Annotated in this window: 26 protein-coding genes; 13 read left to right on the top strand and 13 right to left on the bottom strand. The window is 63.2% G+C overall.

The annotated features are described in order from the left end of the window. Nucleotides 1–127: 127 nt before the first annotated feature. Entirely contained in the window at nt 128–1,018 is an 891-nt protein-coding gene (locus tag BTO02_RS26540) for a LysR substrate-binding domain-containing protein (RefSeq protein WP_075160111.1), read from the bottom strand. Nucleotides 1,019–1,189: 171 nt separating this feature from the next. On the opposite strand from BTO02_RS26540, the gene BTO02_RS26535 reads away from it, so the two are divergent. The 4 genes from BTO02_RS26535 to BTO02_RS26520 all read left to right on the top strand — a co-directional run bounded on the left by BTO02_RS26535 (nt 1,190) and on the right by BTO02_RS26520 (nt 6,262). After that, nucleotides 1,190–1,552, top strand: coding sequence for a hypothetical protein (locus tag BTO02_RS26535; RefSeq protein ID WP_156883992.1), 363 nt, complete (start codon nt 1,190–1,192; stop codon nt 1,550–1,552). A gap of 114 nt (nt 1,553–1,666) precedes the next feature. Then, nucleotides 1,667–2,416 carry an electron transfer flavoprotein subunit beta/FixA family protein gene (locus BTO02_RS26530; RefSeq protein ID WP_075160109.1) on the top strand — a complete coding sequence of 250 codons (750 nt, stop codon included), beginning with the start codon at nt 1,667–1,669 and terminating at the stop codon, nt 2,414–2,416. A gap of 21 nt (nt 2,417–2,437) precedes the next feature. After that, nucleotides 2,438–3,385: an electron transfer flavoprotein subunit alpha/FixB family protein gene (locus BTO02_RS26525; protein WP_075160108.1), complete on the top strand. Its 948-nt coding sequence runs from the start codon at nt 2,438–2,440 to the stop codon at nt 3,383–3,385. A gap of 303 nt (nt 3,386–3,688) precedes the next feature. Further along, on the top strand, nt 3,689–6,262 hold the full coding sequence (locus BTO02_RS26520; RefSeq protein WP_075160107.1) for a hypothetical protein: 2,574 nt from the start codon (nt 3,689–3,691) through the stop codon (nt 6,260–6,262). 106 nt (nt 6,263–6,368) lie between these two features. On the opposite strand, the gene BTO02_RS26515 is transcribed toward BTO02_RS26520, so the two are convergent. From BTO02_RS26515 to BTO02_RS26490, 6 genes are all read right to left on the bottom strand, one after another. Further along, nucleotides 6,369–7,772 carry an MFS transporter gene (locus tag BTO02_RS26515; protein ID WP_075160106.1) on the bottom strand — a complete coding sequence of 468 codons (1,404 nt, stop codon included), beginning with the start codon at nt 7,770–7,772 and terminating at the stop codon, nt 6,369–6,371. 171 nt (nt 7,773–7,943) lie between these two features. After that, nucleotides 7,944–8,768: an HpcH/HpaI aldolase/citrate lyase family protein gene (locus BTO02_RS26510; RefSeq protein WP_075160105.1), complete on the bottom strand. Its 825-nt coding sequence runs from the start codon at nt 8,766–8,768 to the stop codon at nt 7,944–7,946. After that, nucleotides 8,765–10,207 carry an MmgE/PrpD family protein gene (locus tag BTO02_RS26505; RefSeq protein ID WP_075160104.1) on the bottom strand — a complete coding sequence of 481 codons (1,443 nt, stop codon included), beginning with the start codon at nt 10,205–10,207 and terminating at the stop codon, nt 8,765–8,767. Before BTO02_RS26505 ends, BTO02_RS26510 begins: the two co-directional genes overlap by 4 nt. A gap of 69 nt (nt 10,208–10,276) precedes the next feature. Further along, nucleotides 10,277–11,455 (bottom strand): CaiB/BaiF CoA transferase family protein, encoded by a 1,179-nt coding sequence (locus BTO02_RS26500; RefSeq protein WP_075160103.1) that lies wholly within the window; start codon nt 11,453–11,455, stop codon nt 10,277–10,279. Nucleotides 11,456–11,465: 10 nt separating this feature from the next. Beyond that, the gene (locus tag BTO02_RS26495) at nt 11,466–12,629 is read right to left on the bottom strand and encodes an acyl-CoA dehydrogenase family protein (RefSeq protein WP_075160102.1); all 1,164 of its coding nucleotides are present in this window, start codon (nt 12,627–12,629) and stop codon (nt 11,466–11,468) included. Nucleotides 12,630–12,704: 75 nt separating this feature from the next. Further along, complete coding sequence (locus BTO02_RS26490) at nt 12,705–13,547, bottom strand: FAS1-like dehydratase domain-containing protein (protein WP_075160101.1); 843 nt, start codon at nt 13,545–13,547, stop codon at nt 12,705–12,707. Between the two features lie 315 nt (nt 13,548–13,862). Here BTO02_RS26490 and BTO02_RS26485 point away from each other — a divergent pair, with 315 nt between their 5' ends. Next, nucleotides 13,863–15,023: a winged helix-turn-helix domain-containing protein gene (locus tag BTO02_RS26485; protein WP_075160100.1), complete on the top strand. Its 1,161-nt coding sequence runs from the start codon at nt 13,863–13,865 to the stop codon at nt 15,021–15,023. 202 nt (nt 15,024–15,225) lie between these two features. Further along, on the top strand, nt 15,226–16,140 hold the full coding sequence (locus BTO02_RS26480) for a LysR family transcriptional regulator (RefSeq protein ID WP_075160099.1): 915 nt from the start codon (nt 15,226–15,228) through the stop codon (nt 16,138–16,140). 7 nt (nt 16,141–16,147) lie between these two features. On the opposite strand, the gene BTO02_RS26475 is transcribed toward BTO02_RS26480, so the two are convergent. Then, complete coding sequence (locus BTO02_RS26475) at nt 16,148–16,909, bottom strand: hypothetical protein (RefSeq protein ID WP_083615391.1); 762 nt, start codon at nt 16,907–16,909, stop codon at nt 16,148–16,150. A 261-nt stretch (nt 16,910–17,170) separates the two neighbouring features. Then, the gene (locus tag BTO02_RS35450) at nt 17,171–17,296 is read right to left on the bottom strand and encodes a hypothetical protein (protein WP_269668047.1); all 126 of its coding nucleotides are present in this window, start codon (nt 17,294–17,296) and stop codon (nt 17,171–17,173) included. A 316-nt stretch (nt 17,297–17,612) separates the two neighbouring features. Here BTO02_RS35450 and BTO02_RS26470 point away from each other — a divergent pair, with 316 nt between their 5' ends. Continuing rightward, nucleotides 17,613–18,098 (top strand): VirK family protein, encoded by a 486-nt coding sequence (locus tag BTO02_RS26470; RefSeq protein ID WP_198039326.1) that lies wholly within the window; start codon nt 17,613–17,615, stop codon nt 18,096–18,098. A 67-nt stretch (nt 18,099–18,165) separates the two neighbouring features. On the opposite strand, the gene BTO02_RS26465 is transcribed toward BTO02_RS26470, so the two are convergent. Together BTO02_RS26465 and BTO02_RS26460 are read right to left on the bottom strand one after the other, a co-directional pair. Further along, nucleotides 18,166–19,188, bottom strand: coding sequence for a zinc-binding alcohol dehydrogenase family protein (locus tag BTO02_RS26465; RefSeq protein WP_075160098.1), 1,023 nt, complete (start codon nt 19,186–19,188; stop codon nt 18,166–18,168). A 119-nt stretch (nt 19,189–19,307) separates the two neighbouring features. Continuing rightward, complete coding sequence (locus tag BTO02_RS26460; protein WP_075160097.1) at nt 19,308–19,733, bottom strand: hypothetical protein; 426 nt, start codon at nt 19,731–19,733, stop codon at nt 19,308–19,310. 252 nt (nt 19,734–19,985) lie between these two features. On the opposite strand from BTO02_RS26460, the gene BTO02_RS26455 reads away from it, so the two are divergent. From BTO02_RS26455 to BTO02_RS26445, 3 genes are all read left to right on the top strand, one after another. Then, nucleotides 19,986–21,347, top strand: coding sequence for an NAD(P)/FAD-dependent oxidoreductase (locus BTO02_RS26455; RefSeq protein ID WP_075160096.1), 1,362 nt, complete (start codon nt 19,986–19,988; stop codon nt 21,345–21,347). A 437-nt stretch (nt 21,348–21,784) separates the two neighbouring features. Beyond that, nucleotides 21,785–22,120 carry a DUF4148 domain-containing protein gene (locus BTO02_RS26450; RefSeq protein ID WP_075160095.1) on the top strand — a complete coding sequence of 112 codons (336 nt, stop codon included), beginning with the start codon at nt 21,785–21,787 and terminating at the stop codon, nt 22,118–22,120. A gap of 83 nt (nt 22,121–22,203) precedes the next feature. Then, nucleotides 22,204–22,587, top strand: a complete 384-nt coding sequence (locus BTO02_RS26445) for a DUF4148 domain-containing protein (protein WP_075160094.1) — start codon at nt 22,204–22,206, stop codon at nt 22,585–22,587. A gap of 64 nt (nt 22,588–22,651) precedes the next feature. Here the strand turns inward: BTO02_RS26445 and BTO02_RS35255 are convergent, their stop codons facing one another. Continuing rightward, nucleotides 22,652–22,903 (bottom strand): ATP-binding protein, encoded by a 252-nt coding sequence (locus BTO02_RS35255; protein WP_075160093.1) that lies wholly within the window; start codon nt 22,901–22,903, stop codon nt 22,652–22,654. Between the two features lie 12 nt (nt 22,904–22,915). Further along, nucleotides 22,916–23,065: a hypothetical protein gene (locus BTO02_RS35250; RefSeq protein ID WP_232243684.1), complete on the bottom strand. Its 150-nt coding sequence runs from the start codon at nt 23,063–23,065 to the stop codon at nt 22,916–22,918. Between the two features lie 252 nt (nt 23,066–23,317). Between BTO02_RS35250 and BTO02_RS26435 the strand changes: the two genes are divergently transcribed. The 3 genes from BTO02_RS26435 (at nt 23,318) to BTO02_RS26425 (ending at nt 25,479) form a co-directional block, all read left to right on the top strand. Beyond that, complete coding sequence (locus tag BTO02_RS26435; protein ID WP_075160092.1) at nt 23,318–24,340, top strand: LLM class flavin-dependent oxidoreductase; 1,023 nt, start codon at nt 23,318–23,320, stop codon at nt 24,338–24,340. A gap of 104 nt (nt 24,341–24,444) precedes the next feature. Further along, the gene (locus BTO02_RS26430; protein WP_075160091.1) at nt 24,445–24,825 is read left to right on the top strand and encodes a tautomerase family protein; all 381 of its coding nucleotides are present in this window, start codon (nt 24,445–24,447) and stop codon (nt 24,823–24,825) included. 63 nt (nt 24,826–24,888) lie between these two features. Then, nucleotides 24,889–25,479 (top strand): TetR/AcrR family transcriptional regulator, encoded by a 591-nt coding sequence (locus BTO02_RS26425; RefSeq protein ID WP_075160090.1) that lies wholly within the window; start codon nt 24,889–24,891, stop codon nt 25,477–25,479. The last annotated feature ends 17 nt before the right edge of the window (nt 25,480–25,496 follow it).

Here is a 25,496-nt window from a genome sequence, read left to right as displayed (position 1 = left end):
CGGCAAAAATTCCGTCGTCCCGTGCCCGAAATCACGCGCCAATCGGGGTTTCGGAAACGTCGGGGCATCGCGCCATGCTGGGCGCGCCACGGCCGGATTGACCGGAGCGTGTCGCGGGCGTGGGAGATTAATCGGCTTCCGCGGTCAGCATATCGATCAGTTCGCGCGAAAACTGCGGCAAATCCTTGACGCTGCGCACACAGATTTTCAGTTTGCGTTCGGACCATGCGTCATTCAGGTTCACGATCCGGATAGTCATCGTCTTCGCATGCCGCGCCGCGACCGAACCGGGCACGATGCCGATGCCGACGCCTGCCTCGATCATCCGGCAGGCGGCCTCGAAATTGCCGACCTGGATGCGCAGCTTGATGCGCCGCCCGAGCGCATCGGCGGCGATATTGATGAACGAGTGAATCGCGCTCGACGTCGGCAGGCCGATATAGTCTTCATCGAGCGTTTCCGCGAAGTCGACCGCGCTGCGTTGGCCAAGCGGATGATCGGGCGCGGTGACGAGCACGAGACGATCGTCGCGATACGGCAGCATTTCGAGGTGCCCCGTATCGACGTTGCCCGCAACGATGCCGATATCGGTCGCGCCTTCCGTGAGCCCTTTGACGATTTCGCCGCTCAGCACTTCGCGCAGTTCGATGTTCACGTCCTGGTGTTCGCGAAGAAAGCGGCTCAACACAGCGGGCAAGAATTCGCTGATCGCCGTCGTATTCGCCCACACGCGCACATGTCCCTTGATGCCTTCGCCGTAATCCTGCATGTCGGCGGCGAGGCGTTCGGTTTCTTCGAGCACGAGGCGCGCATGACGCACGAAGGTTTCGCCCGCGGGCGTGAGCGTCATGCCCTGGCTCGTGCGATAGAGCAGACGAAAGCCGAGCCCTTCTTCGAGATTCTTGACACGGTTGCTCGCGGCCGGCGCGGACAGATGACAACGGCTCGCGGCGCGGGCGAGATTCTTCGTGTCGGCAAGCGCGGTCATGAGGCTCAGGTCAACGAAGTCGAAGTGCATGGCGATCGATGCGCAAAGGAAAGCTTCGATGGTAACGCGATATGCGCGACGCAAGACGCACCATGAGCGGCCACTACCTTCGGTTACGCCGTACGGTCGACACTGGAAACGTCCGCAACCGGACATGTCATTGCGCAACCGCGCCTTACTAATCTCTCAATAGGATTCAGCATGCCAATCAGTGGCCCGACAACCCAAACAAACAATAACGGCCCTTCGGTCACGACGGAGCAAATACCCTTTTACAAGCCGAGCTCGAACCTGATGCCGCCGGCGCCGGGCCAGCAACCTGACGGCTACAACACGCTCGTTACGTTCACCGGGCTGCCGGATGGCAACACGGCGAAGGCCGTCATTTCCCCGGATCACAGAGTGTTGCAAAGCCAGATGTTCGGTCCCGATGGAAAACAGATCGGCATGTCCACTTTCGATGACGATACCGGCGTGATCCAAACGCTCAGCCACCGCAAACCGGACGGCAGCGTCGAGGTAAGTGTCCTTAAAGACGGAAAACTGACGCCTTCCGAGACGTAATACGCGCGACCCGGTTAGTCCACGCCTAAGCCCCCCTTCAGCAATTGGCAATTCCTCTCGCACCCGGGTTCTGTCACAGTCCGAATGATTGAACCTGATCGGAGGAGCCCAAGCTTGAAAATTCTGGTGCCAGTCAAAAGGGTGGTCGATTACAACGTGAAGGTGCGCGTGAAATCGGACCACACGGGCGTGGACATTGCGAACGTGAAGATGTCGATGAATCCGTTCGACGAGATCGCCGTGGAAGAAGCGGTACGCCTGAAGGAAGCGGGCGTCGCGACCGAGGTGATCGCGGTGTCGGCGGGCGTCGCCCAGTGCCAGGAAACGCTGCGCACGGCGCTCGCGATCGGCGCGGACCGCGCGATCCTGATCGAGTCGTCCGGGGAGCTGCAGCCGCTCGCCGTGGCGAAGCTGCTCAAGGCGCTCCTCGACAGGGAAAAGCCCGCACTCGTGATCCTCGGCAAGCAGGCCATCGACGACGATTCGAACCAGACCGGCCAGATGCTCGCCGCGCTCGCGGACCTGCCGCAGGCGACGTTCGCCTCGAAGGTGACCATTGCCGACGGCCGCGCGACGGTCGCGCGTGAAGTCGACGGCGGCGCGGAAACGCTGACGCTGACGCTGCCCGCCGTGGTCACCACCGATCTGCGCCTGAACGAGCCGCGCTACGTGACGCTGCCCAACATCATGAAGGCGAAGAAGAAGCCGCTCGAAACGCTCAGGCCCGAGGACCTCGGGGTCGACGTCAGGCCGCGCCTGAAGACGCTGAAGGTGACCGAGCCGGCCGCACGCAGCGCCGGCGTGAAGGTGCCGGACGTGAAGACGCTGGTCGAGAGGCTGAAGAACGAAGCGAAGGTGCTGTAAGGGCGCGCGGAGACACACGAGATGACGACTCTGGTAATTGCTGAACATGACAATGCGTCGCTGAAGGCGGCGACGCTGAACACCGTAGCCGCGGCACAGAAGATCGGCGGCGACATTCACCTGCTGGTGGCAGGCCACGACGCACAGGGCGCGGCACAAGCCGCATCGAAAGTCGCGGGCGTCGCGAAGGTTCTGCTGGCCGACGCGCCGCAACTGGCCGAAGGCCTCGCGGAAAACGTCGAGGCGACGGTGCTTGCGCTCGTGCAGGGTGCGGCAGGGAATTACACGCACATCGTTGCGCCCGCCACCGCCTACGGCAAGAACATCGCGCCGCGCATCGCGGCGAAGCTCGACGTGGCGCAGATCAGCGACATCACGGCGGTGGACAGCCCCGACACGTTCGAGCGGCCGATCTATGCGGGCAACGCGATCGCGATCGTGCAGTCGGAGGACCCGGTCAAGGTCATCACCGTGCGCGCGACGGGCTTCGACCCGGTGGCGGCCGAAGGCGGCAACGCGCCGATCGAAACGATCGGGGCCGCTGCCGGTCGCGGCATCTCGCAGTTCGTGAACCGCGAAGTGACGAAGCTCGATCGCCCGGAACTGACGAGCGCGACGATCATCGTGTCGGGCGGGCGCGGCCTCGGCAGCGGCGAGAACTACACGAAGGTGCTCGAACCGCTGGCGGACAGGCTCGGCGCGGCGATGGGCGCCTCGCGCGCCGCGGTGGACGCGGGCTACGTGCCGAACGACTATCAGGTCGGCCAGACCGGCAAGATCGTCGCGCCGCAGCTGTACGTGGCCGTCGGCATTTCCGGTGCGATCCAGCACCTCGCGGGCATGAAGGACTCGAAGGTGATCGTCGCGATCAACAAGGATCCCGAAGCGCCGATCTTCAGCGTCGCCGATTACGCGCTCGAAGCCGATCTGTTCAACGCGGTGCCCGAACTGGTCGGCGCGCTCGGCTAATCCGAACCACCGCACGCACGCCTCGGAGGTCGGGCACTCGCCCTGATCGTCGGGGCATTTCTGCGTCGCCTTGGCTTGTCACGCGCGAGTTCGCCATTGCCACGACAACGCGTTAACACTTTCTGAACGTCTCCCGAACTGCCCTGCGATTTTTTTCATTTTGCTTTCTATAATCGTTCGTACCTGAACCCGGACGCATTGAGAATTGACCGTTATCTAGATATTTAGGCATCCATATCGGATCGATGGGATCGATGCCCTACAGGTGCAGGTACGCAATCACACGATGTTCCTGGAGGCATTATGAAAATCGAATGCGATGTAGTCGTCGCCCAGGGTGCTGGGCAGTGGTACGGTCAGATGGTCGTGTCCAATCTTCGCTATGAAGATGGAAGCCCGGTGCAGGTCAACCAGTATCTGTCGATGTCGTTCAGCTCGCCGGCTGCAATCGGCGACACCGATGTTTATCCAAGCTTTGCGGGTTCATGGGTTGCCACGACCGTCAACGCCGAATCGACACAGCTCGATGCGAACCTGTTCTCCATCGCGCTGAAACTCGATTTCGACGAGCCGCATCTGATGAACGCCGGCGACCAGATCAATATCGGCGTGAACGGCGATCTGACGCAGAACACCGATGCCTGGCTCGATTCGTTCGTCATTGCAGCAGACCAGTCGCCGGACATAAACGGCAGCGCGTCGATCTCGTGCGCGGCGGCACCGGACCCGGCCCTTGCCGTTGTCGCGCCGGTTATCCAGTTCAAGCGCGGCAGCGCGACCACGTCCACCACACTGCAGTACGGCGGCACGGTCGACCAGACGCTCGAGCAAGGCGACTACACGATTCAGGCAGACAATGTCGCCACCGCGGATCAGACCGTGATTGCACCGCTGGTGGTTTCGCCGGACCAGATGTCGATCGGTGCGAACGCAACCGTGCCCGTGCGTGTGTCGTTCGGTGAGCTGCAACGCTCGGGCGCGCTCGATATCGCCATCGGCGCAATAAGCGGCCTCGAGACTGAAACGTTGAACGTCACCGTCGTCGAGGCCACCAGCGGGAAAACGCTTGCCGCATTTTCGAGCCGAACCAGTTCGACCACGCAGGTGCGCCTGCTTCCGCCTTCCGGCACCGCACGCGTGACAATCGACGATGTGTCGTTGAACAACGTCCGCTACAGCTTCACCGACGTCGAAGTCGTGCTCGCAAACCAGTTGCAGATAGTGCAGATAAGCGATTCGCTGATCCAGCGAACGCCCGTCGACACAAGCGAATTCGTCGTCGTATCGATCGATGTGACCGCCGATGCGACCTTGCCCGAGCAAATCACGTTGCGGCTGTCCGGCGCCGGCATGAGCTATACGCAGACCGTCGCCGTCGAAACGCAGCTCACGCGATTCAGCGTACCCGTGAAACCCGATACCTATACTGCTTCGTCGGCGGATTTTCTGTCCGGCAGCATCGTCTATGCAGTCGAGACACCACCGCAGCTGGCCGTCGGCGGCGCGAGCCCGGCGACGCTCGAAGTGTCGATCGAAGCATCGGCCAATCTGCTCGTCCCGGGGTTTCCATCCTATCTGTCGTTCGGCGGTTGTGCGGACCTCACGCAGTCCAATCAGGCCGATTTCGCGAGCGCACGCGCGTGCTCCGTCTTCAAGTATGCCGGCAACGACGGCGCCGGCGACGCTAACACCTATCTCACCGAAGACACGGCAACAAGCACGACGATCAAGCTCGCGCGTGCCGTCGAAACGCAGCTGGGCGGTCAACCCGTGCTGCCGGTCATGATTTCGTATACGTGCAATCTGTCGCTCGGCAACACCTCGGGCATGCTTGCCAACGCCGACCAACATGCGCACAGCTTCGCGAATCTGATTCTTTCCCTGAATACGGCAAACCTGACGATCGACAGCACGCATCCGGTGCCGGCGGGCTTTATCGTCAACCCCGATTTTCTGGGCGCGTGCCAGCAAGGCGGGTTCGAACCGGAATACAACATGCCCGTGCGCGCGCCGTTGCAGACCGCGCTCGATCACTGGTCGGTCGGCGCGACGATTCCATCGGGCATAACGGAAGACATCAAAGGCTATATCGCCGCCGTGAACTGGCTCGTGTACACGGTCGCGCCGAACATCGTGTTCGGCTGGCAGATCAACCTGTGGGGCGTCGGCAGGTCCGAATGGATCTACGACGAAAGCGATCCGCTTGCCTATGCACAGCAAACCGCGACTTATGTCGATAACCTTGGCGTCTACAGCGGCGACTGGAAGCCGCATTTCCTCGCTATCGACCGCTACGAAGCCGACGATTTCACACAGCGTGCTTACGTGAACGGCTATTGCTACGGCCCTCGCGAATGGAGCCGCTACTTCGATTTCTGCAAAGGAATCAGCCGCGCACTCAAACTGCCGGTGATGCCGTGGCAGATTCCCGCGAGCCGCACGCCGAATACGAACGACGCCGTTGCAGCCGATTTCGACAGCCAGCATTGGGGCACCGGCGGCAGCTGCCTGATGGGCGATCCGGAAATCGGCTCGGACTACCGCAACGTGCATCCGACCATCCTCGCGCTGCAGTTTCCGTCGGCCTTTCAGGCGGAAATGGGTGCGACGGCGGAAGATATGTTCATTCGTTCCGAGCCTTTCGACATCAGCCTTCCGGCGTACACCGATTTTCCGCTGCGCGGCATCTTCGCGGTATTGCTCGGCGGCGGCTCGACCACGGGAATCATCTCGACGGTCGGTAATCCTGAATCATGGACGCGCGACAAGCTGAACGCGTACATGAATGATCCAGTCCGATTCGGCAGCGACAGCGACGGTGCCGAATGGAGCACGCCGCGCCGCAAATACAAGCGCAAAACTGTCGGCGCTTATTGAGTTGCACCGCGGGTCCACGTCGCGCACTCCGTTCCCGATGCCGATCGGCTTTGGAGTGCGCCTCGAGCTTGCCGCTGAGGATTGCGCCCTTGAAGGACGGGCCGCGCTAGGCCTGCGTCGAGCGATTGACCACCGCATCGATACGACTTCCTGTCGCGCCCTCGTTCGGCACGATCTCCGGCGCGATTGCTTCGAGCGTCTGCTGGCTCGTTTCGACACGCAGCACGAGAATCGCGACGCTCATGAGCACGAGCACCGCGCTCACCATCGACACCACACCGGTCACGCCGAAATGCGTGTACAGCACGATCGCGACATACGGCGTGCTCATCGACGCAGCGCGCCCGCATGTTCCCGCCACGCCGGTGCCGCGCAGCCGGTGCGTGGTCGGGAACAGTTCCGGGATATAACCGAAAAGCCCCAGCGTGCAGACCGTATAGATCGCCGTCACGAGCGCGAAGCCGACCACCGAAATCGCCGCCGGGTCGCGCATCTGCACATACACGTAGCCGAGCACGACCGTCAGCACGGAAAACAGCACGAGCCCGTTACGCCGCCCGAGACGGTCCGCGATAAAGTAGCCGACCACCGCACCGGCCGGCGCGCCGAACGACATCAGCAATACGAAGCCGAGCGACTGCACGATGGTCAGGCCTTCCTTCACGAAGAAGGTCGGCAGCCACGCAACGAAGCCGTACAGCGACATATTGATCGCCATGCACGTGAGCGCTGCGACCAGCGTGCGGCCGATCACGCCGCGCTCGAACAGCGCCGAAAACGGTGCGCGCGGTGCTTCATGATTGAATACATGCGCGACCGGCGGCAGTTGCCCGACCTTCGCCGCGACTTCGCGCTCGATTGCGGCGACCGTCGCCTCCGCTTCATCGAGACGCCCAACCGTCTCGAGCCAGCGCGGCGATTCGGGCATGCGGTGACGCAGCACCCAGACGATCACCGCGCCGACGCCCGCGATCGCGAACATATAGCGCCAGCCGAGATGCGGAATCACCCAGTAGCCGATCGCGGTCGCGCCGAGCAGTCCCGAGTTCGTGATCAGCGCGAGCAGCGAAATCCAGCGGCCGCGCGTACCGGGCGGCACGAATTCGCTGAGCGTGCCCGCCGCCACGACGAGTTCGGCGCCGAGGCCGATGCCCATCAGCAGCCGTAGGAAAATAAGCCAGTAGATATTCGGCGCAAACGCAGCCGCAATCGACGCGAGCCCGAAAATCGCCAGATTCGCCTGATACGAATAGCGCCGGCCGAAGCGGTCGCCGAGATAACCGGACAGGCCGGCGCCGATCATCATGCCGAGAAAAGTCGCCGAAATAAAGAACGAGCCGACGTGCAGATCGGTAAACCCACTCTTCACCATCGCGGCCAATGCGCCGTTCGCGAGGTAGATATCGAAAGCGTCGAGGAAAGCGCCCGCTCCGATCAGGAACAGGATCTTCCAGTGAAACGACGTAATGGGCAGGCGATCGAGGCGAGCGCCCGAATTGACGATAGCCAAATCCGTCTCCGTTATGGTTGTGGTCGAAATCGTTCGCCGTGCTTCTCGACGAGCACTTGCATGCATCGGGCGAACGACGATGCGTTTTGCGCTACCTGGAAAGATTGCCGCCTGAGCCGCAGCCACGCAATTTGCTTTTTTCAAAGGCCGCGTTCAGCAAAACCGAATGCATTATTCGGCGCGGCGCGGGGTGGCCGCGATCCGTTGCGCCTTCAGAATGACGGGCATGTCGACCATCCGGCCATCGACCGCGACCGCGGCGCCGCCGCTCGCTTCGACGGCACCCAACACGCGCTTCGCCCAGTCGTACTCGGCTTCGCTCCATGCGTAGGCGCGATGCACCGCGGCAAGCTGCTTCGGGTGAATGCACAGCTTGCCGCCGAAACCGAGACGCCGGCCGCGGCGCGCGTCGGCTTCGACCGACCCTGCATCGTCGATGGCAGTCGAGACGCCGTCGACCGGAGCCGCGAGACCCGCCACGCGCGACGCGAGCACGATGCCCGAGCGGAATCCGACGAGCTCGTCTTCGTTCGCTTCCATACCGAGGTCGAGCTGAAAATCGAGCGTGCCGAACATCAGCCGGTCGACCGCGACGCCGCCGCACACTTCATCGAGCCGCGCATAACCGCGCGCCGATTCGATGATCGGCGACACGGTCAGCGCCCGATGCGCGCACTTGCGGATCGCCGCGATCGACTCGCGGTCTTCGGCCTTCGGCAAAATCAGGCCCGCCACGGCCGGGTGCGCGGCGAGCGCCGCGATGTCGTCGGCGAACCATTCGGTTTGCGCGCCGTTGATGCGCACATAGAGCGGTACGTCAGCCGGCGCTGCTGCATCGAGCCCGTTCACTACCGCGTCGCGTGCCAGGGCTTTTTCGGCGGGCTGCACTGCGTCTTCGAGATCGAAGATCACCGCATCGGCGCCGGCACTGCGCGCCTTGATGAACCGTTCGGGCCGGTTGCCCGGCACGAACAGATACGAACACGGCGCGCTCATGCTGCGGCCGCCGTCGGGTTGGCACGATTGGTCCGGCCGCTTGCGACACGATGCGCGACGAGATTCCCGACGCGCTTTGCGTCGACGATTCGCCACGCGTCGTCAAGCAGCGTGTCGACATCCGCCTCGGCCAGCGCGCCGGAAAACTTCACCAGTTGCCTGAGCTTCGTCGCAATCTCATCGCGCGACAGCGTATTGCCGGGGTCGCCTTTCGGCTCGTCGACGCGCCCGTGCAGCACGCGCCCATCGGTCAGATACACGCTGACCTTGCCGATCCAGCGTTCCGGATAGGCGCGGTCCACCTCTTCGTCGTAGACCATCTCGACCTTGCCGCGAAAGGCAACGACCGGGTCCGCCAGAAAGTGCTGTTCGAACTCGTTGACGCCCGCATAACCGTAATGGCTGACGATCGCGAGCACGGTACCCATATTGAACTTCGCCTGATGCACGGTCTGCGGCTTGACGACCGCGCCGAGCACATCGATCGCGCCCTGATGCACATGCGCGACGACGCGTTCGATCTGTTGCGGCTCGAGCCTGTTGCTGACAACGACGTCGAGCAACGCGTCTGCGGCCGGATGCGTATGGCGGCACGCGGCGTGATACTTGAACGACGTTTCGACGGTCGCCCAGCGCTCGCCGAGGCGGTCGACGAGCTTTGCCGGATCGGCATCGGTCGACATGCCCGCCGCCATGCCCTTCGCGCCTTCGAGAATCTGCCTCGCGCCTTTGAAGCCGTCTGCTGCGAGCTGCGCGGCCATCAGACCGTTCGCGGCGGCCATCGCGGTATGCAGCTGCTTCGAATCGGCGGCATCGCGCAGGAATTCCCACAGGCCCGCGGCCTGCGTGCCGGCGGAACCGAACGCGTCGAGCATCGCAGCGGGCGACAGTTTGAGCAGACGCCCCGCGGTTGCCGCAGCCGCCACCGTGCCCGCCGTGCCCGTCGTATGAAACACCTTGTAGTGCGAGCGGCCGAGAAATTCGCCGATGCGGATGCCAACCTCGTAACCGGCCACTGCGGCCGTGATCATCTCGCGGCCCGATGCGCCAAGCTGCTGCGCCAGCGCGAGCGCGACCGGAAACACGACCGCGGCCGGGTGAAACACGGAGCCGTTATGCACATCGTCCTGTTCGACGAAATGCGAGGCCGCGCCGTTGACCATCGCCGCAAAGAACGGCGACGTGCGGCTGCCGTCGATCAGCACTTCGGCGGGACCGTCCGACGGCCCGGTTGCGCGGGCGAACTTGGCGATGCTTTCGACGGGTCGCGCGCCCTTGCCGGCCAGTGCGGAGCCTAGCCAGTCGACGTAAAGATTGACGGTGCGCTCGATCACGTCGCGCGGAATGCGCTCGAATGCGAGCGTCGCGGCGAAGCTCGCGAGCGCTTCGCTCTGATTGGCCGGGCCGCTGGCCGCGGCGGTGGACGAAGTGGCAGTCATGGTGTGTCTCCGGTACCCAGTGTCTGATGTGCGACGTTCAGTGTTCGCGGGCAACGCGCCCGGCGAGAATCAAACCGCTTTCGCGCTGCGCAGCAAGGCGATGCGCGCCGCGTCGTAACCGAGTTCGCGCAAGATTGCATCGGTGTGCTCGCCGAGCGCGGGCACCGCGTCCATGCGCGGCGCGAAGTTTTCACCGAGCCCCGGCGGCAGCAGCGCCGGCACGACGCCCGCGGACGTGCGCACCGAGGTCCAGCGTTCGCGCGCCTTCAATTGCGGATGCGCCCACACGTCATGCATCGAGTTCATCTGCGCGTTCGCAATGCCGGCCTTGTCGAGTCGCTCCATGACCTGCGCCGCACTGATGCCCGAAAACGCCTGCACGATGATGTCGCGCAGCACATCGCGCGCCGCGCTGCGTTTCGAGTTCGACGAAAAGCGCTCGTCGGTGGCGAGTTCCGGCTGGCCGAGCACGTCGTCGCAAAAGAGCCGCCATTCGCGCTCGTTTTGCAGGCCCATCATCACCGTGCGGCCATCGCCGGCCACGAAAGGCCCGTACGGATAGATCGTCGCGTGCGAAGCGCCCGACAAGGCCGGCGGCGTTTGCCCCTCGAACGCGTAATACATCGGGTAACCCATCCACTCGACCATGCTTTCGAGCATCGACACGTCGATGCGGCAGCCTTTGCCGGTACGGCCGCGCAGCAGCAGCGCGCTCAGGATATTCGTGTACGCGTACATGCCCGCCGCGATATCGGCAATCGAGCAGCCCGCTTTCGCGGGTGCGTCGGGCGAGCCTGTCACCGACAGAAAGCCCGCTTCGCTCTGGATCAGCAGGTCGTATGCCTTCTTGTCGCGATACGGGCCATCGTCGCCGTACCCCGAGATATTGCAGACGATGAGCCGCGGATGTTCGGCCGACAACGTGTCGTAGCCGAGGCCCAGGCGCTCGGCCGCGCCTGGCGCGAGGTTTTGCACGAGCACGTCCGCATCGGCGAGCAAGGCAGCCAGAATCGCTGCCGCCTCCGGATTCTTCACGTCGAGCGTGAGGCTTTCCTTCGAGCGGTTCGTCCACACGAAGTGAGAAGACATGCCGTTCACGCGCTCGTCGTAGCCGCGCGCGAAATCGCCGGCGCCGGGACGCTCCACCTTGATCACGCGCGCGCCGAGATCCGCGAGCTGGCGCGTGCAGAACGGCGCGGCAATCGCATGTTCGAGCGTCACCACCTTGATGCCGTCGAGAGGTCGCATGATCGGCTCCTTAGAACGAGCGCGGCAGGCCGAGGATATGCTCGGCCACGTACGACAGGATCAGGTTCGTCGAAATCGGCGCGACCTGATACAGGCGCGTCTCGCGGAATTTGCGCTCGACGTCGTACTCGGATGCAAAGCCGAATCCGCCGTGGAATTGCAGGCATGCGTTCGCCGCTTCCCACGATGCATCGGCGGCAAGCAGCTTCGCCATATTCGCCTGCGCGCCGCAAGGCTCGTTTGCGTCGAAGCGGCGCGCCGCTTCGAAACGCATGAGACTCGCCGCTTCGACATTGACGAACGAACGCGCGATCGGAAACTGCACGCCCTGGTTCTGCCCGATCGGCCGGCCGAACACGATGCGTTCTTTCGCGTACTGCGAAACCTTGTCGACGAACCAGTAGCCGTCGCCGATACATTCGGCCGCGATCAGCGTGCGCTCCGCATTGAGCCCATCGAGGATGTACCTGAAGCCCTTGCCTTCCTCGCCGATCAGGTTTTCCGCGGGAATTTCGAGGTTGTCGAAAAACAGTTCGTTGGTCTCGTGATTGACCATATTCATGATCGGCTGCACGGACAGTCCATGACCGATCGCTTCGCGCAGATCGACGATAAAGATCGACATCCCTTCCGATTTGCGCTGCACATCCGCTAGCGGCGTCGTGCGCGCGAGCAGGATCATCAGGTCCGAATGCTGGACACGCGAAATCCACACTTTCTGGCCGTTCACCACGTAGCGGTCGCCGCGACGAACCGCAGTCGTCTTGATCTTCGTCGTATCGGTGCCGGTGGTCGGTTCGGTCACGCCCATCGATTGCAGCCGCAGTTCGCCGTTGGCGATCTTCGGCAGATAGCGTTCCTTCTGTTCCTGCGATCCGTGCCGCAGCAGCGTGCCCATGTTGTACATCTGGCCATGACACGCGCCCGAATTGCCGCCCGCGCGGTTGATCTCTTCCATGATCACCGAGGCTTCCGTGAGGCCGAGACCCGAGCCGCCGTATTCCTGCGGAATCAGCGCGGCGAGCCAGCCGGCTTTCGTCAGCGCGTCGACGAAGGCTTCGGGGTAGCCGCGCACTTCGTCGATCTTGCGAAAGTATTCGGCCGTGAATTGCGCGCACAGGTCGCGGACCGCTTCGCGGATGTCGGTGAAAGAATCTGAATGAGTGGTCTGCATGATGAATCGGGTCGATCGGTTTTTGCGTGGAACGTCGATGGGTCGGCGGGACGGCGGGACGGACAGGCCGCGCGCTCAGGCAAGCTGCGCGGTCGCGCGCATCGTCAGATAGCCTTCGTGATCCTTCGCCCACAGCTCGACGGTCTTGCCGTCCGCGGACGGCACGCCGCACACCTTGAACGGACGGTTCGCGAAGGTCGGACGCTGCGCGCGGAATTCGAAGCGGCGCACCACGGCGCCGGGCGCTTCGCGATGCACGAGGTCGATCAGAAAAGTAGCGATCAGCGGACCATGCACGACGAGGTCCGGATACCCCTCTTCCTGCGTGACGTACGGGTAGTCGTAGTGAATGCGATGGCCGTTGAACGTCAGCGCCGAGTAGCGGAACAGCATGACCGGGTCGGGCCGGATCTCGCGGCTCCAGCGCTCGCCGCCGGGCGCCCGCTCGGGTTCCTTGCCGGCTTCGGACGGCGACGGCGGATCGCGATAGACGATGTCGTGCTCTTCCTCGATCGCAAGGCGCCCCGCCTGCGTGATGCGATGCGCAACGGTCACGAATACGAGCCGCCCGGTGCGGCCGGTTTTTTCATGCACTTTTTCGATCGTCGAGGTGCGCGTCGCCGTGCCGCCGACTTCGAGCGGCGCGTGGAACGTCAGGCGCCCGCCGGCCCACATGCGCCGCGGCAGCGCCACCGGCGGCAAAAACCCGCCGCGCTTCGGATGGCCGTCGGGGCCGACGTCCGAAAGCGGCGCGACCGGCAGAAAGTACAACCAGTGCCATAGCGGCGGCACGGTGCCGGAAGCCACGTCGCGCTCGAGCGTCGCTGCAAGCGCGGTGACAGGAAACGCGGACACATGGTCGTCGTGGGATTCGCTGCGGCCCACCCAGGCGTCCAACGAGGGGGTCGATTCTGGCATCGAGGTGTCTCCGGCCAATATGCTGGTTTGGCGACCACTATGCACCGCGCGGCCGGCTTTACAAAGTTGTTATTTCTTAAGGTCGCGTTCGGATTTTGTTAATACGGGCGGCAAGGGTGCGAGCTGGTTCGCGCGATTACGTCATCCGGTCGACATCGACGCGGCCCGGCGCGGCGACGATCGCGAAGTTCGTCCGCATCGACATCGCCTTGCAGCGGCTCGATCGACCTGTTCAGCTTGCGCGCGCCAGCCGTGTTTCGCCTAAAATCGGCATACCCGATTAAATCGATCCAACCGAATCGCCCACCAACGATCATGCCGCGCACGTCCGCCACGCCCGCCTCCGCCTCGCTCACGCAAGCCGAGGCCCGGCGCGTCTGGCTGCGCGCGCAGCGGCTCGATACGGCCGAACCGTTCGGCGCCGACGCAAGCGCCACGCTCGCGGCAATCGAACATCTGGGCTATGTGCAGATCGATACGATCAACGTGATCGAGCGCTGCCATCATCACATCCTGTGGAGCCGCATTCCCGCCTATCGGCGCGAGCATCTGCGCCAGGCGCAAAGCGTCGACAAGACGGTTTTCGAATACTGGACGCACGCGCTTTCGTATGTGCCGACGCGCGACCTCAGGTACTACCTCGCGGACATGAAGCTGCATCAGATCGCGCCGAAATCCTGGTTCGATTCGGTCACGCCCTCCGACCTGCGCAAGGTCATCGCGCGCATCCGCAAAAACGGCGCGTTGTCGATCCGCGATATCGACGACGACATCCCGGTCGAAAAAGATCACCCGTGGGCCAGCCGCAAACCCTCGAAACGCGCGCTGCAACTCGCGTTCTATACGGGCAGGCTGACCATCAGCGAGCGCTCGGGCATGCTGAAAACCTACGAGCTGATGGAACGGCATTTCAATTGGGAACGGCCGCCAAGGCGCGCGACGGAAAAGGAGACCACCGACTATCTGCTCGAGCGCGCGCTGCGCTCGCAAGGCGTCGTGAGCCTCGACTCGGTCTGTCATCTGAACGCGAAGCGCAAGCCGCTCGTGCGCGCAGCCATCGATTCGCGCGTGCGCAACGGGCTGCTCGTGCCGGTCGCGATAGAAGGCGCAGGCAAGCTCGAGCATTGGGCGACGCCGCAAACGCTGGCCGCAATTCCCGCGCACGTGGAAGGGGTGCATATCCTGTCGCCGTTCGATCCGCTGATCATCCAGCGCAAGCGGCTCAATCTGTTATTCGGCTACGACCACCGCTTCGAAGCGTATGTGCCGAAAGAAAAGCGTGTGTACGGCTACTTTGCGCTGCCCGTGCTCGTCGACGACGAGATCGTCGCGGCGATCGACCTGAAAGCCGACCGCGAGCGCCGCGTGCTGCAGATCCAGCAATGGAACTGGATCGGCACGCGCAGGCGGCAGCCGCTGAAGGCCGCGATCGAAAGCAGGCTGCACGGGTTCGAGCAATTCCAGTTCGAGTCGTGAGGCGGGGGGCCGCGCGTCTACGCATCGGCTCGATCTGCTGCCATCGGCACAACGCAGGATATCGACGACGCAGCACGGTATCGGGCCGACACGCGATTCACGACTGGCGCGGCGTTCGCGGCCGTCAGCGGCACGACGGCGGGCAAGTGGTAAGCTCGGCTACCCGGTGTGCAAAGCGTCCTCGTCCCACAGCTCACTCTTCATGCAACGACAATTCGACGATCTCCTGCTGGGCAGTATCGAGCTCTTTTGCCTTGCCGCCGAACTGGGCAGCTTCACGCTCGCCGCGACGGCCGCGAGCGTCACGCCGGCGGCTGTCAGCCGTTCGATCGCACGGCTCGAGGAACGGCTCGGCGTGCGGCTCTTCGTGCGCACGACGCGGCAAATCCGCTTGACCGACGCAGGCCGTCACTACTTCGAACAGTGCCGGTCCGCGCTGAGTCAGCTCATCGACGCCGAGCGCGAAGTGACGGGCCAGCAGGCCACCCCAAGCGGACTGTTGCGCATCAGCATGCCGACGCCGTATGGCCACTACCGCGTACTGCCGATCCTCGCCGAGTTCCGCGAGCGCTTTCCGGATGTGCAGGTCGAATCGCACCTGTCCAATCGCAACATCGACTTCGCCGACGAAGCGTTCGACCTCGCGATTCGCGGCCGCGCGCCCGTCGATTCGAGCCTGATCGCGCGCAAGCTCGAAGACGCGGAGCTCGTGATCGTCGCTTCGCCCGCGTATCTGAAACGCGCGGGCACGCCGCAATCGATCGACGAACTGCAGAGGCACGACTGCATCGCGTTCGAGCTGCCGAGCAGCGGCCGCCCGGTGCCGTGGATTTTCAACGACAACGGCGAAGAACTCGAACTCGTACCGCACGGCGGTTACGGCGCATCGGGCGATGTGCTGGCCGGCACGACACTCGCGCGCCACGATGCGGGGCTGTTTCAGACATACCGGTTCGTCGTCGAAGACGATTTGCGTGCTGGGCGGCTCGTCGAAGTGCTCAAAGAAAAGGGCGGGCGCTCGCGGCCGTTCATCCTGCTGTACCCGCACGCGCGGCATCTGTCGTCGCGCGTGCGCGCGCTCGTCGACTTTCTCGTCGAGAAGCTCGCGGTGCGGTAGTCCCCTTCTACTTTGTCAGACTCAGCTTCGTGGTGAGCACGGTGCCGTCGCTGACGTCGATCAGCCACACTTCATCGACGTCCGCATGCAAGGTCGAGATGCGCGTCGTGATGTCGGTCGGTTCCTCGTTGGTCGGATCCTGGTGCGTGTGCACGTCGGTCATATACGGCGGCACGAGGTGGCACCGGATCGCCACGGCGAAATCGCCGTTCGCCGCTTTGAACGCCGTGTGCGAAAGTCGCAGCCGGCCATGCGCGGTGGTCCGCCTGGCTGACGTTGCTAGGTCGATGCGGTCGATGTGCTGCACGTAGCCTTTTGCTTTCGCGTCGGGCGCGATGACGAGGCGCCGGCCGCTTTTCCCCGTAACTGTTTTCTTCAGCACAATGTAGCCGGGCCGGTCGTCATCGGCGAGCGGTACGTCCACCGTCAGCACACGCGTCTTCGCCCGGTAAAGAATGCCGAGCGGCGCGTCCACGACGAATACGAAACTGCGCTGTGCGGGGTCGGCGCTCGACGCGGCCGCGCCATGCGCCGCGCCGTGCGGAAGCGCGGCAACGAGATCATGCAGACGGCTGCGCAGCGTACGCTTGCCGCCGTCTTCCGGCTTGTCGGCGAGCGCCGCGCGCACGGCCGCCGGGTCGTCGCTATGGAACGGCATGGCAGACGTGTCCGGCGCCTGTTGCGCAACCGCGCCGCTCGCATGCAGACACAGCGTCAGCGCAAGCACCGCGACGCCGGCCGATAGCCGGAAATGGATGACCCTTTGCAATGCGTCCCCCGCTTTGATTGGATAGTTATGACAGAAAAGGCGCCAGGCACGTTTGATTCGCCATGCGACACGCGGCCCCGTATGCCGTAGGCCCCTCGCGCGCAGCGCACAGTCTATTGGAAGCGTAGCGCATTTGCAGCCGAGGTGAGGCGGCTCGACGCCGCGACGCCGCACCAGCCGCGATCGCAATCGACGAACTCCGGCCGCCCCGCGTGCCGCTGCGCGCCATGCGCAAGCGCCGGCAAACCCGCCGTCACCGCTTTACTGAATGCAGATCTCGCTTAGCGCGACGGTGCGCCGGTAGACATTCTTGTTGAGCCACGGCACGAACGTGTACTCGTCGTACGCGTTGCTTCCGACATAGATCCAATGATGCAAGACATTCATGACAGCTCCCGAACCTGGCGGGCCCATAAACGGACCGATCCGCACGCCCGATGAACCAAGCTTAGACATCCTCTGCGAAGTCGGCCATTGTCGGTGAGTCTCGCGCAGTCGTTCATCTGCATACGCAACGCATACTCGCGTATAGGCTGTTCATGCGATGGTTGCGCGTTTTGCGGCAGCGGTCGGCCAGGAATAAACCTGCGGGTACGGGTGTTCAACGAAGTCGAACGCACAGTTCGACCCCACAGTTCGACTCACTTCACTCTCTCGCGAGGACGTAACGATGAACGGTCGTCAAACGGCTGCACGACGAAATTTGAACAACAATCGATCCGCGGCGCGCGGCGCGCGGCGCATGGCGGGTACTGCGCTGATCGTGGCGCTGGCCGCGGCATTCGGCCAGAACGCCAGCGCCGCCCCCGCCGACGGCGCGCTCGCCAACTACGCGGCGCTCGAGCAGACGCTGATGGACGGCCACAGTGTCGTGAACGTGCGGCTCGACATGAGCCGCTGCACGGCGACCGAAGGCGGCAAGCCCGGCCCCGCGATTCGCGGCGGCGTAAGCATCAATTCGTTTCTGATTCCGGACGGACGATTTATCGCGTTTATCGACGAACACCGAACGCTGGACCCGAAAAATCATCCGGCGACCGAATACGTGCGCTACCACGTGACGCCGGACAACACCGTCACCATCGATACCGCGTTTGCCGCAAACGGAGCCGACACCGCAACCTCGCGCGGCTCGTATCGTTGCACGATCAACGAAGGCATCCGCTTCATCGCAACGGCAACGCGCTGATCCGGCGCTTACCGGTTACACCGCTTCGTTGCATATGCAACGAAGCGGAAAGTGAATATGACAGGCGTTACTGTCCGAAGCCTTCGAGCACGATCTTGCCCTTCGCACGATGGCTTTCGAGCAGTTGATGCGCGCGCCGCAGATTCTCGGCGTTGATCTTGCCGAAATGCTCGCCGGTGGTCGTTTTCAGCATGCCGCTATCGACCATCTCGGCCACCTTGTTCAGAATCTCGTGCTGCCGGATCACGTCAGGCGTGTCGAAGATCGACCGCGTGTACATCAGCTCCCAGTGCAGCGACGCACTCTTGCGCTTGAGCAGCCGCACGTCGATCATCTCCGGATCGTCGATCAGGCCGAAATGGCCTTGCGGGGCAAGCGCCTCGACGATCTGCGGGAAGTGCTGGTCCGTATGCGTGAGCGACGCGACGTATTTCGCCTCGTGCACGCCGACGCGGGCCAGCTCGGCGGCAAGCGGCTTCGCATGATCGATCACGTGATGCGCGCCGAGGTCCTTCACCCACTGCTGCGTTTCGGGGCGCGATGCGGTGCCGATCACGGTAAGGCCCGTGAGCTTGCGCGCGAGCTGAACCATGATCGAGCCCACGCCGCCCGCCGCGCCGATAATCAGCAGCGCGCCGCCGGCCCCCGCGTCGGCAAGCGTCGGCACGCGCAACCGGTCGAACAGCATTTCCCAGGCGGTAACCGCGGTCAGCGGCAGCGATGCGGCGGCCGCGAAATCGATGCTGTCCGGCATGCGCCCGACAATACGCTCGTCGACCGCATGCAGTTCGCTGTTCGTGCCCGGCCGCATGAGCGTACCCGCGTACCAGACGCGATCGCCGGGCTTGAACAGCGTCACCTTCGAACCGACACTGCGCACGACGCCTGCCGCATCCCAGCCAAGCACGACCGGCACGTTGCCTTCGGCCTTGCGGCTCTTGCGCACTTTCGTGTCGACCGGATTCACCGATACCGCGCGTACCTCGACGATCAGATCGCGCTCGCCGGCTTTCGGCTCGGGCAAGTCGATATCGATCAGCGCTTTCGGATCCGTAATCGCGAGGGGGTCGTAGTAACCGACAGCTTTCATCTTCTGTTTCTCCGGAATTCAGGGGGATTTCGCCGAACGCGCATGCCCTTCCAGCCGCGCAGGCTCGGGCGCCCGGCACGCGCGTGAGGATTGTTGCACGGCTCGAGAAATGCCGCCGGTCAGCGCCCGGCCGAGGGCGGTTGGGGATTGTTGGCCGGATTCGTGTCGAACCGCGCGATGCTTCTGATTGCTTCGCGATCGACGAGCGCCGATAGTTGCGCCTCCAGCGAATCGGCAGTCTGCCGGTCGTAAATCGCTTCGTCGCCGACGTAGACGGTAAAGGTTTCGAGGTATTTCGCTTTCTTTTCCGGATTTTCGATCGTGTCGCGCGTCCACTCGTAGAGCGGATATTTTTCGGGTCCGAAACGCCGCGCTTCCTCGACATATTCGGCAAATGCGTCGTACTGACACATCATCGAAGCATCATGCCGCTTCAGCACATCATGAAGCGCAGCATGCGCCGCGCACGAAGGGTCGCCGCGCAGCGCCGCGGCAAGAGACGCCGAAACGCTCACCCTCAGTTGAAACTTCCAGATACCTTCCATTTTCGCTCGTGCTCCTACCCGACCCCAACGGCATCACCATCACGATGTAAGGAAAACATTCTATCCGAGCTATCGGATCGTCATCGGCGGCAACAGTTCACCGGCTCATGCAAACGTGCGGGTACCGATATGTAGGATGGCGTACCGTATACCGTTAAACGCGCCACGGAATAAGCGCCTCGCGCCAGGTGTTACTGGTTCAGCAGATCGGTCCATCGTACCGCCGGTCGGCTATTCAATGACGGAGCCTGCATGAACAAACGCTTTGCAGAACAACGCGCGGTCGTGATCGGCGCCGGTATCGGCGGCCTCGCCGCCGCCGCCGCGCTGGCCAATCACTTCGGCCAGGTCGTCGTGCTCGAGCGCGACGAGTTGCCCGCCGACGCGCGCCCGAGGCCCGGCGCCGCCCAGACCCGGCATCTTCATGTTCTGTTGTCCGGTGGCGCAGCCGCGCTTGCCGAACTGTTTCCGGGGTTTCACACGCAGCTCGTCGCCGTTGGCGCGCAACGGGCGGATGCGGGCGCCGATGCGCACTTCGAACTGGCCGGCGCGCCGAAATTGCCGCGCCGCGAACTGAACATTTACACCTGGCAATTGTCGAGGCCGCTGCTCGAAGCGGTGCTTCGCGAACAGTTACGCAAACGCGAAAACGTCCAGCTGCGCGAACTGAGCCGCGTTATCGGCATCGTTGCGGACGAGAGCAACCGGGCAGCCGGCGTACGCTTCGAATCGCGCGAAGGCAAACACGACGAACTGAACTCGACACTCGTTATCGATGCAAGCGGCCGCGGCGTGCCGACGCTCGATTTCCTCAAGGCGACGGGCCGTCCCACACCCGCGGAAACCGCGGTCAGCGCCGATCTGACCTACGGCACGACGGTCTACTCGTTTCCGGCCGGCGCGGAACCGGACTTCAAACAGGCGTGGGTGCACGGCAAGGCGCCGGAACAGGGCCGTGCCGGCTTCCTCGTGAAACGCGAGAACGGTCTATGGGACGCGGTGCTGGCCGGCCGTCTCGGCGACGTGCCGCCCACCGAAGACAACGCCTACCTCGCATTCGCCGACAGCCTGCCCACCGAGGCCATCGGCATTGCTTTGCGCCGGGGCCGGCGCGAAGCGCCGATCGTGCGCTTCGGCTATGCGCAGAGCCGCTGGCGGCATTTCGCCGATGTCGCCGGCTTTCCGGCCGGCTTGCTGCCGCTCGGCGATGCCGTCTGCAGTACAAATCCGGTGTTCGGCCAGGGCATGACGGTTGCCGCAAAGGAGGCCGTCATACTGCATCGCCTGCTCGCCAAGGCAGAGGGCAATTCCGACTCGCTCGAATCGATCGGACCGGTATTTCTGAAGCAGATGGAAGAACTCGTGAAAGTGCCGTGGTCGGGAACGACCGCGCTCGATCTCGCTTATCCGCAAACAAAAGGCGAACGGCCGGCCGACATGCAGCAACGAAGCGAATATCAGGTGGGGGTCATGAAGCTTGCAGCGGTGGACCCTGACGTTCACCGCCTGATGGTCGAAGTCCGGCATCTGGTGAAACCGGCGCATCTGCTGCATGCGCCCGATCTCCAGCAACGCGTGCGGGCGCTGTTGCAGCACCCGGCGGCTTCTTCCTGATAGGCCGGCCGCCCCGGCGGCGGGCCTGGCCTGCCCTGGCAGCCCGACTTAAAACAGTCTTGCGCCCGTTGGCCAAACCAGCCCAAATCGGCCAACTGGCGCGCGCGGCTCCCGCTTTTACCCCGCCTTCTGTCCCGCGTTTGCCCGGCTCTTGCCCGGCTTCCCGCCCCTCTGCGCGCCCTTTCCCGGCTTCAAATGCGCTTCCCCGAAAAAAAGTTGGAATAAAGAAAGGTTTGGTCCTGTTCGTCACTATGTAGCACGCAGTCAAGCTCGCGAACACAGTCGGGAATAAATTCAGACGATACGGTGTTTTGCAACTCGTAGCATCCAGCGACAAACACGGCGGATGCAACGGAAATAACCGGAATAAAACGCGAAGCACCAATGTTTGCCCAGATGAACCGGAAACTTCTTTTCACTCTATTTAGGATATCCAAATGAACACGAAAACGCTTATCGGCCTTTCCCTCGTTGCTCTTACGTCGTTCGGCATCGTCAACAGCGCATCGGCGAGCGAAAAGACGCGTGCTGAAGTGCGCGCCGAACTGATCCAGGCCGAGAACAACGGTTCGCGCTTCGTTACCGAGGCGTCGTATCCGGACGTGAGCCCGATCTTCGCGCAACAGGTCGCGCAAATGCAGCAACGCAACGGTAGCGTTGGCGGCGTCGCCGCGGGCACGAGCCAGTCGGGTCAGCGCGTTGCCACGACGCCGATGGGTTCGTCGAACTGCGTCGGCCCGAACAGCTTCTGTAATGTCTACGCCGGCAGCTGATCGAATGGCGCTCGCACCGGCTTGAACCTGCGGCACGACGCCCGCGCCGCGCCTTAACGACTCGCTTGACACTGGACACCATCATGAAAACGATCGCCACTCTTCTGGTCACGGTTGCTGCCCTTACCGCTCCTGTACTGAGCTTTGCGCAAAGCACCGATCACGGACTGACCCGCGCGCAGGTGCGCGCCGAACTCGTGCAACTCGAACAGGCCGGCTACAATCCCCAAACCGCGGCCGACGCGACCTACCCGCAGGACATTCAGCTTGCCGAAGCAAAGATCGCGGCCCAAAACGGCGCATCGAATGCGGCACGTGCGGCCGATTCCGCGCAAACGACGAATGACGCTGTCGGCGGCACGCCCAGCTATGGTTCGTCGCAATCCGGCAAGCCGATGATGCACTCGGGGGCCATGAACTCGTGTGTCGGCCCGACCAGCTTCTGCAATATCTACTTCGGTAGCTGATGGGCGCCGCTCGCTCGGTGTGAGCCGCATGGCGCGGCCACACTGAAGCAATCGCAGTCAGGGCTTACGGCTCGACCCTGCCACAGGATAATCGCTTCTGGAAGGGCTTTTCGAGCACCAGCCGCGCTTCGAGCCCGCCGCCTGCATGGCTATTCAATCCAAGCGTCGCATTCATTGCCAGTGCGAGTTGTTTCGCAACGGCGAGCCCGAGTCCGCTGCCGCCGGTGCGCCGATGCCCTGATGCGTCGCCGCGGTAAAACGGCTGGACCACCGCTTCGAGCTGATCGTGCGCGATACCGGGTCCGCGATCGAGCACGCCGATCGAAACCTACCTGTCGTTAGCCACATCGGTTCTCAACTCCCCCGCGCCAGAAAACTTGACCGCGTTATCGAGCAGGTCGCGAGGGTGCGGCTCCGTTTCATCGGCGAGCGCGGTCAGCATCAGGCTGCAATTGCTGCGGTAGGCGGCTCTCGTCATTTCGGACTCCACTGGTCGATCGCAGTTTCGCATGGCGCGTGCGCCATCGGATGCCGCTGCATGGCGCAACAGAACCGATTTGTGTCCCAATGTATCGGCCCCGTACTGGACGGCTGTTCACTACAGCGATGTCCACCGTTCTTCGATTCGCCTCGCCGCACGGCCAGTTCGCACACGCGCACGCTACCGCCAGACATGGCAGCTACAGTCTTTCGGATCAAACAATCCCAAGCGACTCTGTGGAGACACGCGATGCCCAATCCCATCCCCTTCTCGATCCTCGATTTCGCGCCGATCCGCTCAGGCGAGACGGCGGCCCACGCGTTGCGGCAGACAGTCGATATGGCGCGCCTCGCAGAAACGCTCGGCTTTGCGCGCTATTGGGTGGCCGAGCATCACGGTGTTCAAACGGTGGCGAGCGCGGCGACTTCGGTCGTGATCGGACACATCGCCGGGCTTACATCGACGATACGCGTCGGCTCGGGCGGCATCATGCTGCCCAATCACACGCCGTTTGTGATCGCCGAACAGTTCGGCACGCTCGAATCGCTGTACCCTGGCCGCATCGACCTCGGTGTCGGCCGCGCATCGGGCAGCGCCGACGAGGTCGCAAAGGTGTTGCGCTCGACTCAGGAAGCACGCGAACGCTTTCCCGACGATCTGCGCGAGCTGCAATCGTTCTTTCGCGAGCCCGAGCCGGAAAGCAAGGTACGCGCCGTTCCCGGCGCCGGACTCGACGTGCCGATCTGGGTGCTCGCGTCGTCGCCATATTCCGCGCAGCAAGGCGCGCGACTGGGTCTGCCGCTTGCGTTCGCCACGCATATCGGCGCCGATGCACGCGACGCGGCGATTGCCGCATACCGGTCCGCGTTCGAGCCGTCAGCCGTGCTCGACAAACCGTATGTGATCGTGGCCGGCGTCGTAACCGCTGCGCCAACCGACGAAGAGGCGCGGTATCTGTTTTCTTCGATGCAGCAACTTTCACTGCGCCGCATGCGCGGCACGCCGTTCGTGCAGCTGCAACCGCCCACATCCGATTTCGACGCGCTGCCAACCGGCGACGAGCGTCCGCGACTCGATGCCGCCCTGCGCGCGGCGATCACCGGCGGCCCTCGGCAAGTCGAGCAAAAACTGCTCGCCCTGATCGAAGAGACCGGCGCAGATGAGCTCATGGCGCTTTCGTTTATCTACGATCTCGACGCGCGCCGTCGCTCGCTCGAAATTCTCGGCAAGGTACGTGACGAGATCGACACGCGCCGGCGCTCACTTCAATAAATTACACTCAACATTTATTGTATAAATTATGTTCGTAATCTATGATGTGAACCGCAGCCTGTGTCTTGCGAGCGCAAGACACCACTCACATCAAGGAATTCATCATGCCGCTCGTACGCATCGACCTTGCCGAAGGGCAATCTCCGGAATATCGCAGCGCCATTACCGAAGAAGTCTACAAAGCGATGACCACCACGCTGAACGTGCCGGCCAACGACCGCTTCATGGTGGTCAGCGAACACAAGCCGGGTGATTTCGTGGCCGACCCGACCTATCTGGGCATCGAACGGTCCGCGCAATGCGTGATCGTGCAGATCACGCTCAACGCAGGGCGCGACGTCGACATGAAGCGTACGTTCTATAAGGCGCTCGCGGACGGGTTGCATGCGCGTATCGGCCTCAGACGCGAAGACCTGTTTGTCAGTCTTGTCGAAGTTGCGAAGGAAAACTGGTCGTTCGGTAACGGTCTCGCTCAATATACGTAGTCGTCGCAAACGTGCCCGCACGGTCTCAGTTATGCTCTGCGCACCCTTTCTGGAGAAATCCCCATGCCGCGCGTATCCCGCGAACAAGCCGATAAGAACCGTGCCGTCATCGAAGCGGCATCCGCGCGTCTGTTCAAGGAGCATGGGCTTAACGGCGTGTCGGTGGCCGACATCATGGGGGCCGCGGGCCTCACGCACGGCGGGTTCTATGGCCATTTCGAATCGAAGGACGAACTGGCTGCCATCGCCTGCGCGCATGCGTTCGAAGAATCGGTTTCGCGGTGGCGTTCGTTGATCAGGGCCGATGCCGACGAACAGGCGCTTGTCGATGCGCTTGCGAAGCACTATCTGAGCCCTGCACAGCGCGATCGACCGGGTCTGTCGTGCGCGGCCGCGGGACTCGCGGCCGACGTCGGCCGCGAGAGCGTCGACAAGCCGATTCGCAGCGTCTACCTTCGCGGTCTGCGCTCGATGATCGACGTGCTGGTTTCATTCTCGAGTTTGCGCCGCTCGAAAAAGGTCCGGCAGCGCGCGATCGCACGGCTGTCGATACTGATCGGCGCACTGACGCTCGCACGCGCAGTCAGCGGCGATCCGCTGTCCGACGAAATTCTCGCGTCGGCACGCGAAGCGCTGCACGGCAACCTTGTGTGAATCGCGGTGTGCCCGCG

The organism is Paraburkholderia sp. SOS3, assembly GCF_001922345.1.
Classification (GTDB): domain Bacteria; phylum Pseudomonadota; class Gammaproteobacteria; order Burkholderiales; family Burkholderiaceae; genus Paraburkholderia.
This window is presented reverse-complemented; position numbering and strand designations above follow the sequence as displayed.

Coding starts and splice junctions, on each gene's coding strand:
- BTO02_RS26540 (WP_075160111.1), bottom strand. CDS start 1,018: ATGCACTTCGACTTCGTTGACCTGAGCCTCATGACCGCGCTTGCCGAC.
- BTO02_RS26535 (WP_156883992.1), top strand. CDS start 1,190: ATGCCAATCAGTGGCCCGACAACCCAAACAAACAATAACGGCCCTTCG.
- BTO02_RS26525 (WP_075160108.1), top strand. CDS start 2,438: ATGACGACTCTGGTAATTGCTGAACATGACAATGCGTCGCTGAAGGCG.
- BTO02_RS26520 (WP_075160107.1), top strand. CDS start 3,689: ATGAAAATCGAATGCGATGTAGTCGTCGCCCAGGGTGCTGGGCAGTGG.
- BTO02_RS26510 (WP_075160105.1), bottom strand. CDS start 8,768: ATGAGCGCGCCGTGTTCGTATCTGTTCGTGCCGGGCAACCGGCCCGAA.
- BTO02_RS26505 (WP_075160104.1), bottom strand. CDS start 10,207: ATGACTGCCACTTCGTCCACCGCCGCGGCCAGCGGCCCGGCCAATCAG.
- BTO02_RS26500 (WP_075160103.1), bottom strand. CDS start 11,455: ATGCGACCTCTCGACGGCATCAAGGTGGTGACGCTCGAACATGCGATT.
- BTO02_RS26495 (WP_075160102.1), bottom strand. CDS start 12,629: ATGCAGACCACTCATTCAGATTCTTTCACCGACATCCGCGAAGCGGTC.
- BTO02_RS26490 (WP_075160101.1), bottom strand. CDS start 13,547: ATGCCAGAATCGACCCCCTCGTTGGACGCCTGGGTGGGCCGCAGCGAA.
- BTO02_RS26485 (WP_075160100.1), top strand. CDS start 13,863: ATGCCGCGCACGTCCGCCACGCCCGCCTCCGCCTCGCTCACGCAAGCC.
- BTO02_RS26480 (WP_075160099.1), top strand. CDS start 15,226: ATGCAACGACAATTCGACGATCTCCTGCTGGGCAGTATCGAGCTCTTT.
- BTO02_RS35450 (WP_269668047.1), bottom strand. CDS start 17,296: ATGAATGTCTTGCATCATTGGATCTATGTCGGAAGCAACGCGTACGAC.
- BTO02_RS26465 (WP_075160098.1), bottom strand. CDS start 19,188: ATGAAAGCTGTCGGTTACTACGACCCCCTCGCGATTACGGATCCGAAA.
- BTO02_RS26460 (WP_075160097.1), bottom strand. CDS start 19,733: ATGGAAGGTATCTGGAAGTTTCAACTGAGGGTGAGCGTTTCGGCGTCT.
- BTO02_RS26455 (WP_075160096.1), top strand. CDS start 19,986: ATGAACAAACGCTTTGCAGAACAACGCGCGGTCGTGATCGGCGCCGGT.
- BTO02_RS26450 (WP_075160095.1), top strand. CDS start 21,785: ATGAACACGAAAACGCTTATCGGCCTTTCCCTCGTTGCTCTTACGTCG.
- BTO02_RS26445 (WP_075160094.1), top strand. CDS start 22,204: ATGAAAACGATCGCCACTCTTCTGGTCACGGTTGCTGCCCTTACCGCT.
- BTO02_RS35250 (WP_232243684.1), bottom strand. CDS start 23,065: ATGACGAGAGCCGCCTACCGCAGCAATTGCAGCCTGATGCTGACCGCG.
- BTO02_RS26435 (WP_075160092.1), top strand. CDS start 23,318: ATGCCCAATCCCATCCCCTTCTCGATCCTCGATTTCGCGCCGATCCGC.
- BTO02_RS26430 (WP_075160091.1), top strand. CDS start 24,445: ATGCCGCTCGTACGCATCGACCTTGCCGAAGGGCAATCTCCGGAATAT.
- BTO02_RS26425 (WP_075160090.1), top strand. CDS start 24,889: ATGCCGCGCGTATCCCGCGAACAAGCCGATAAGAACCGTGCCGTCATC.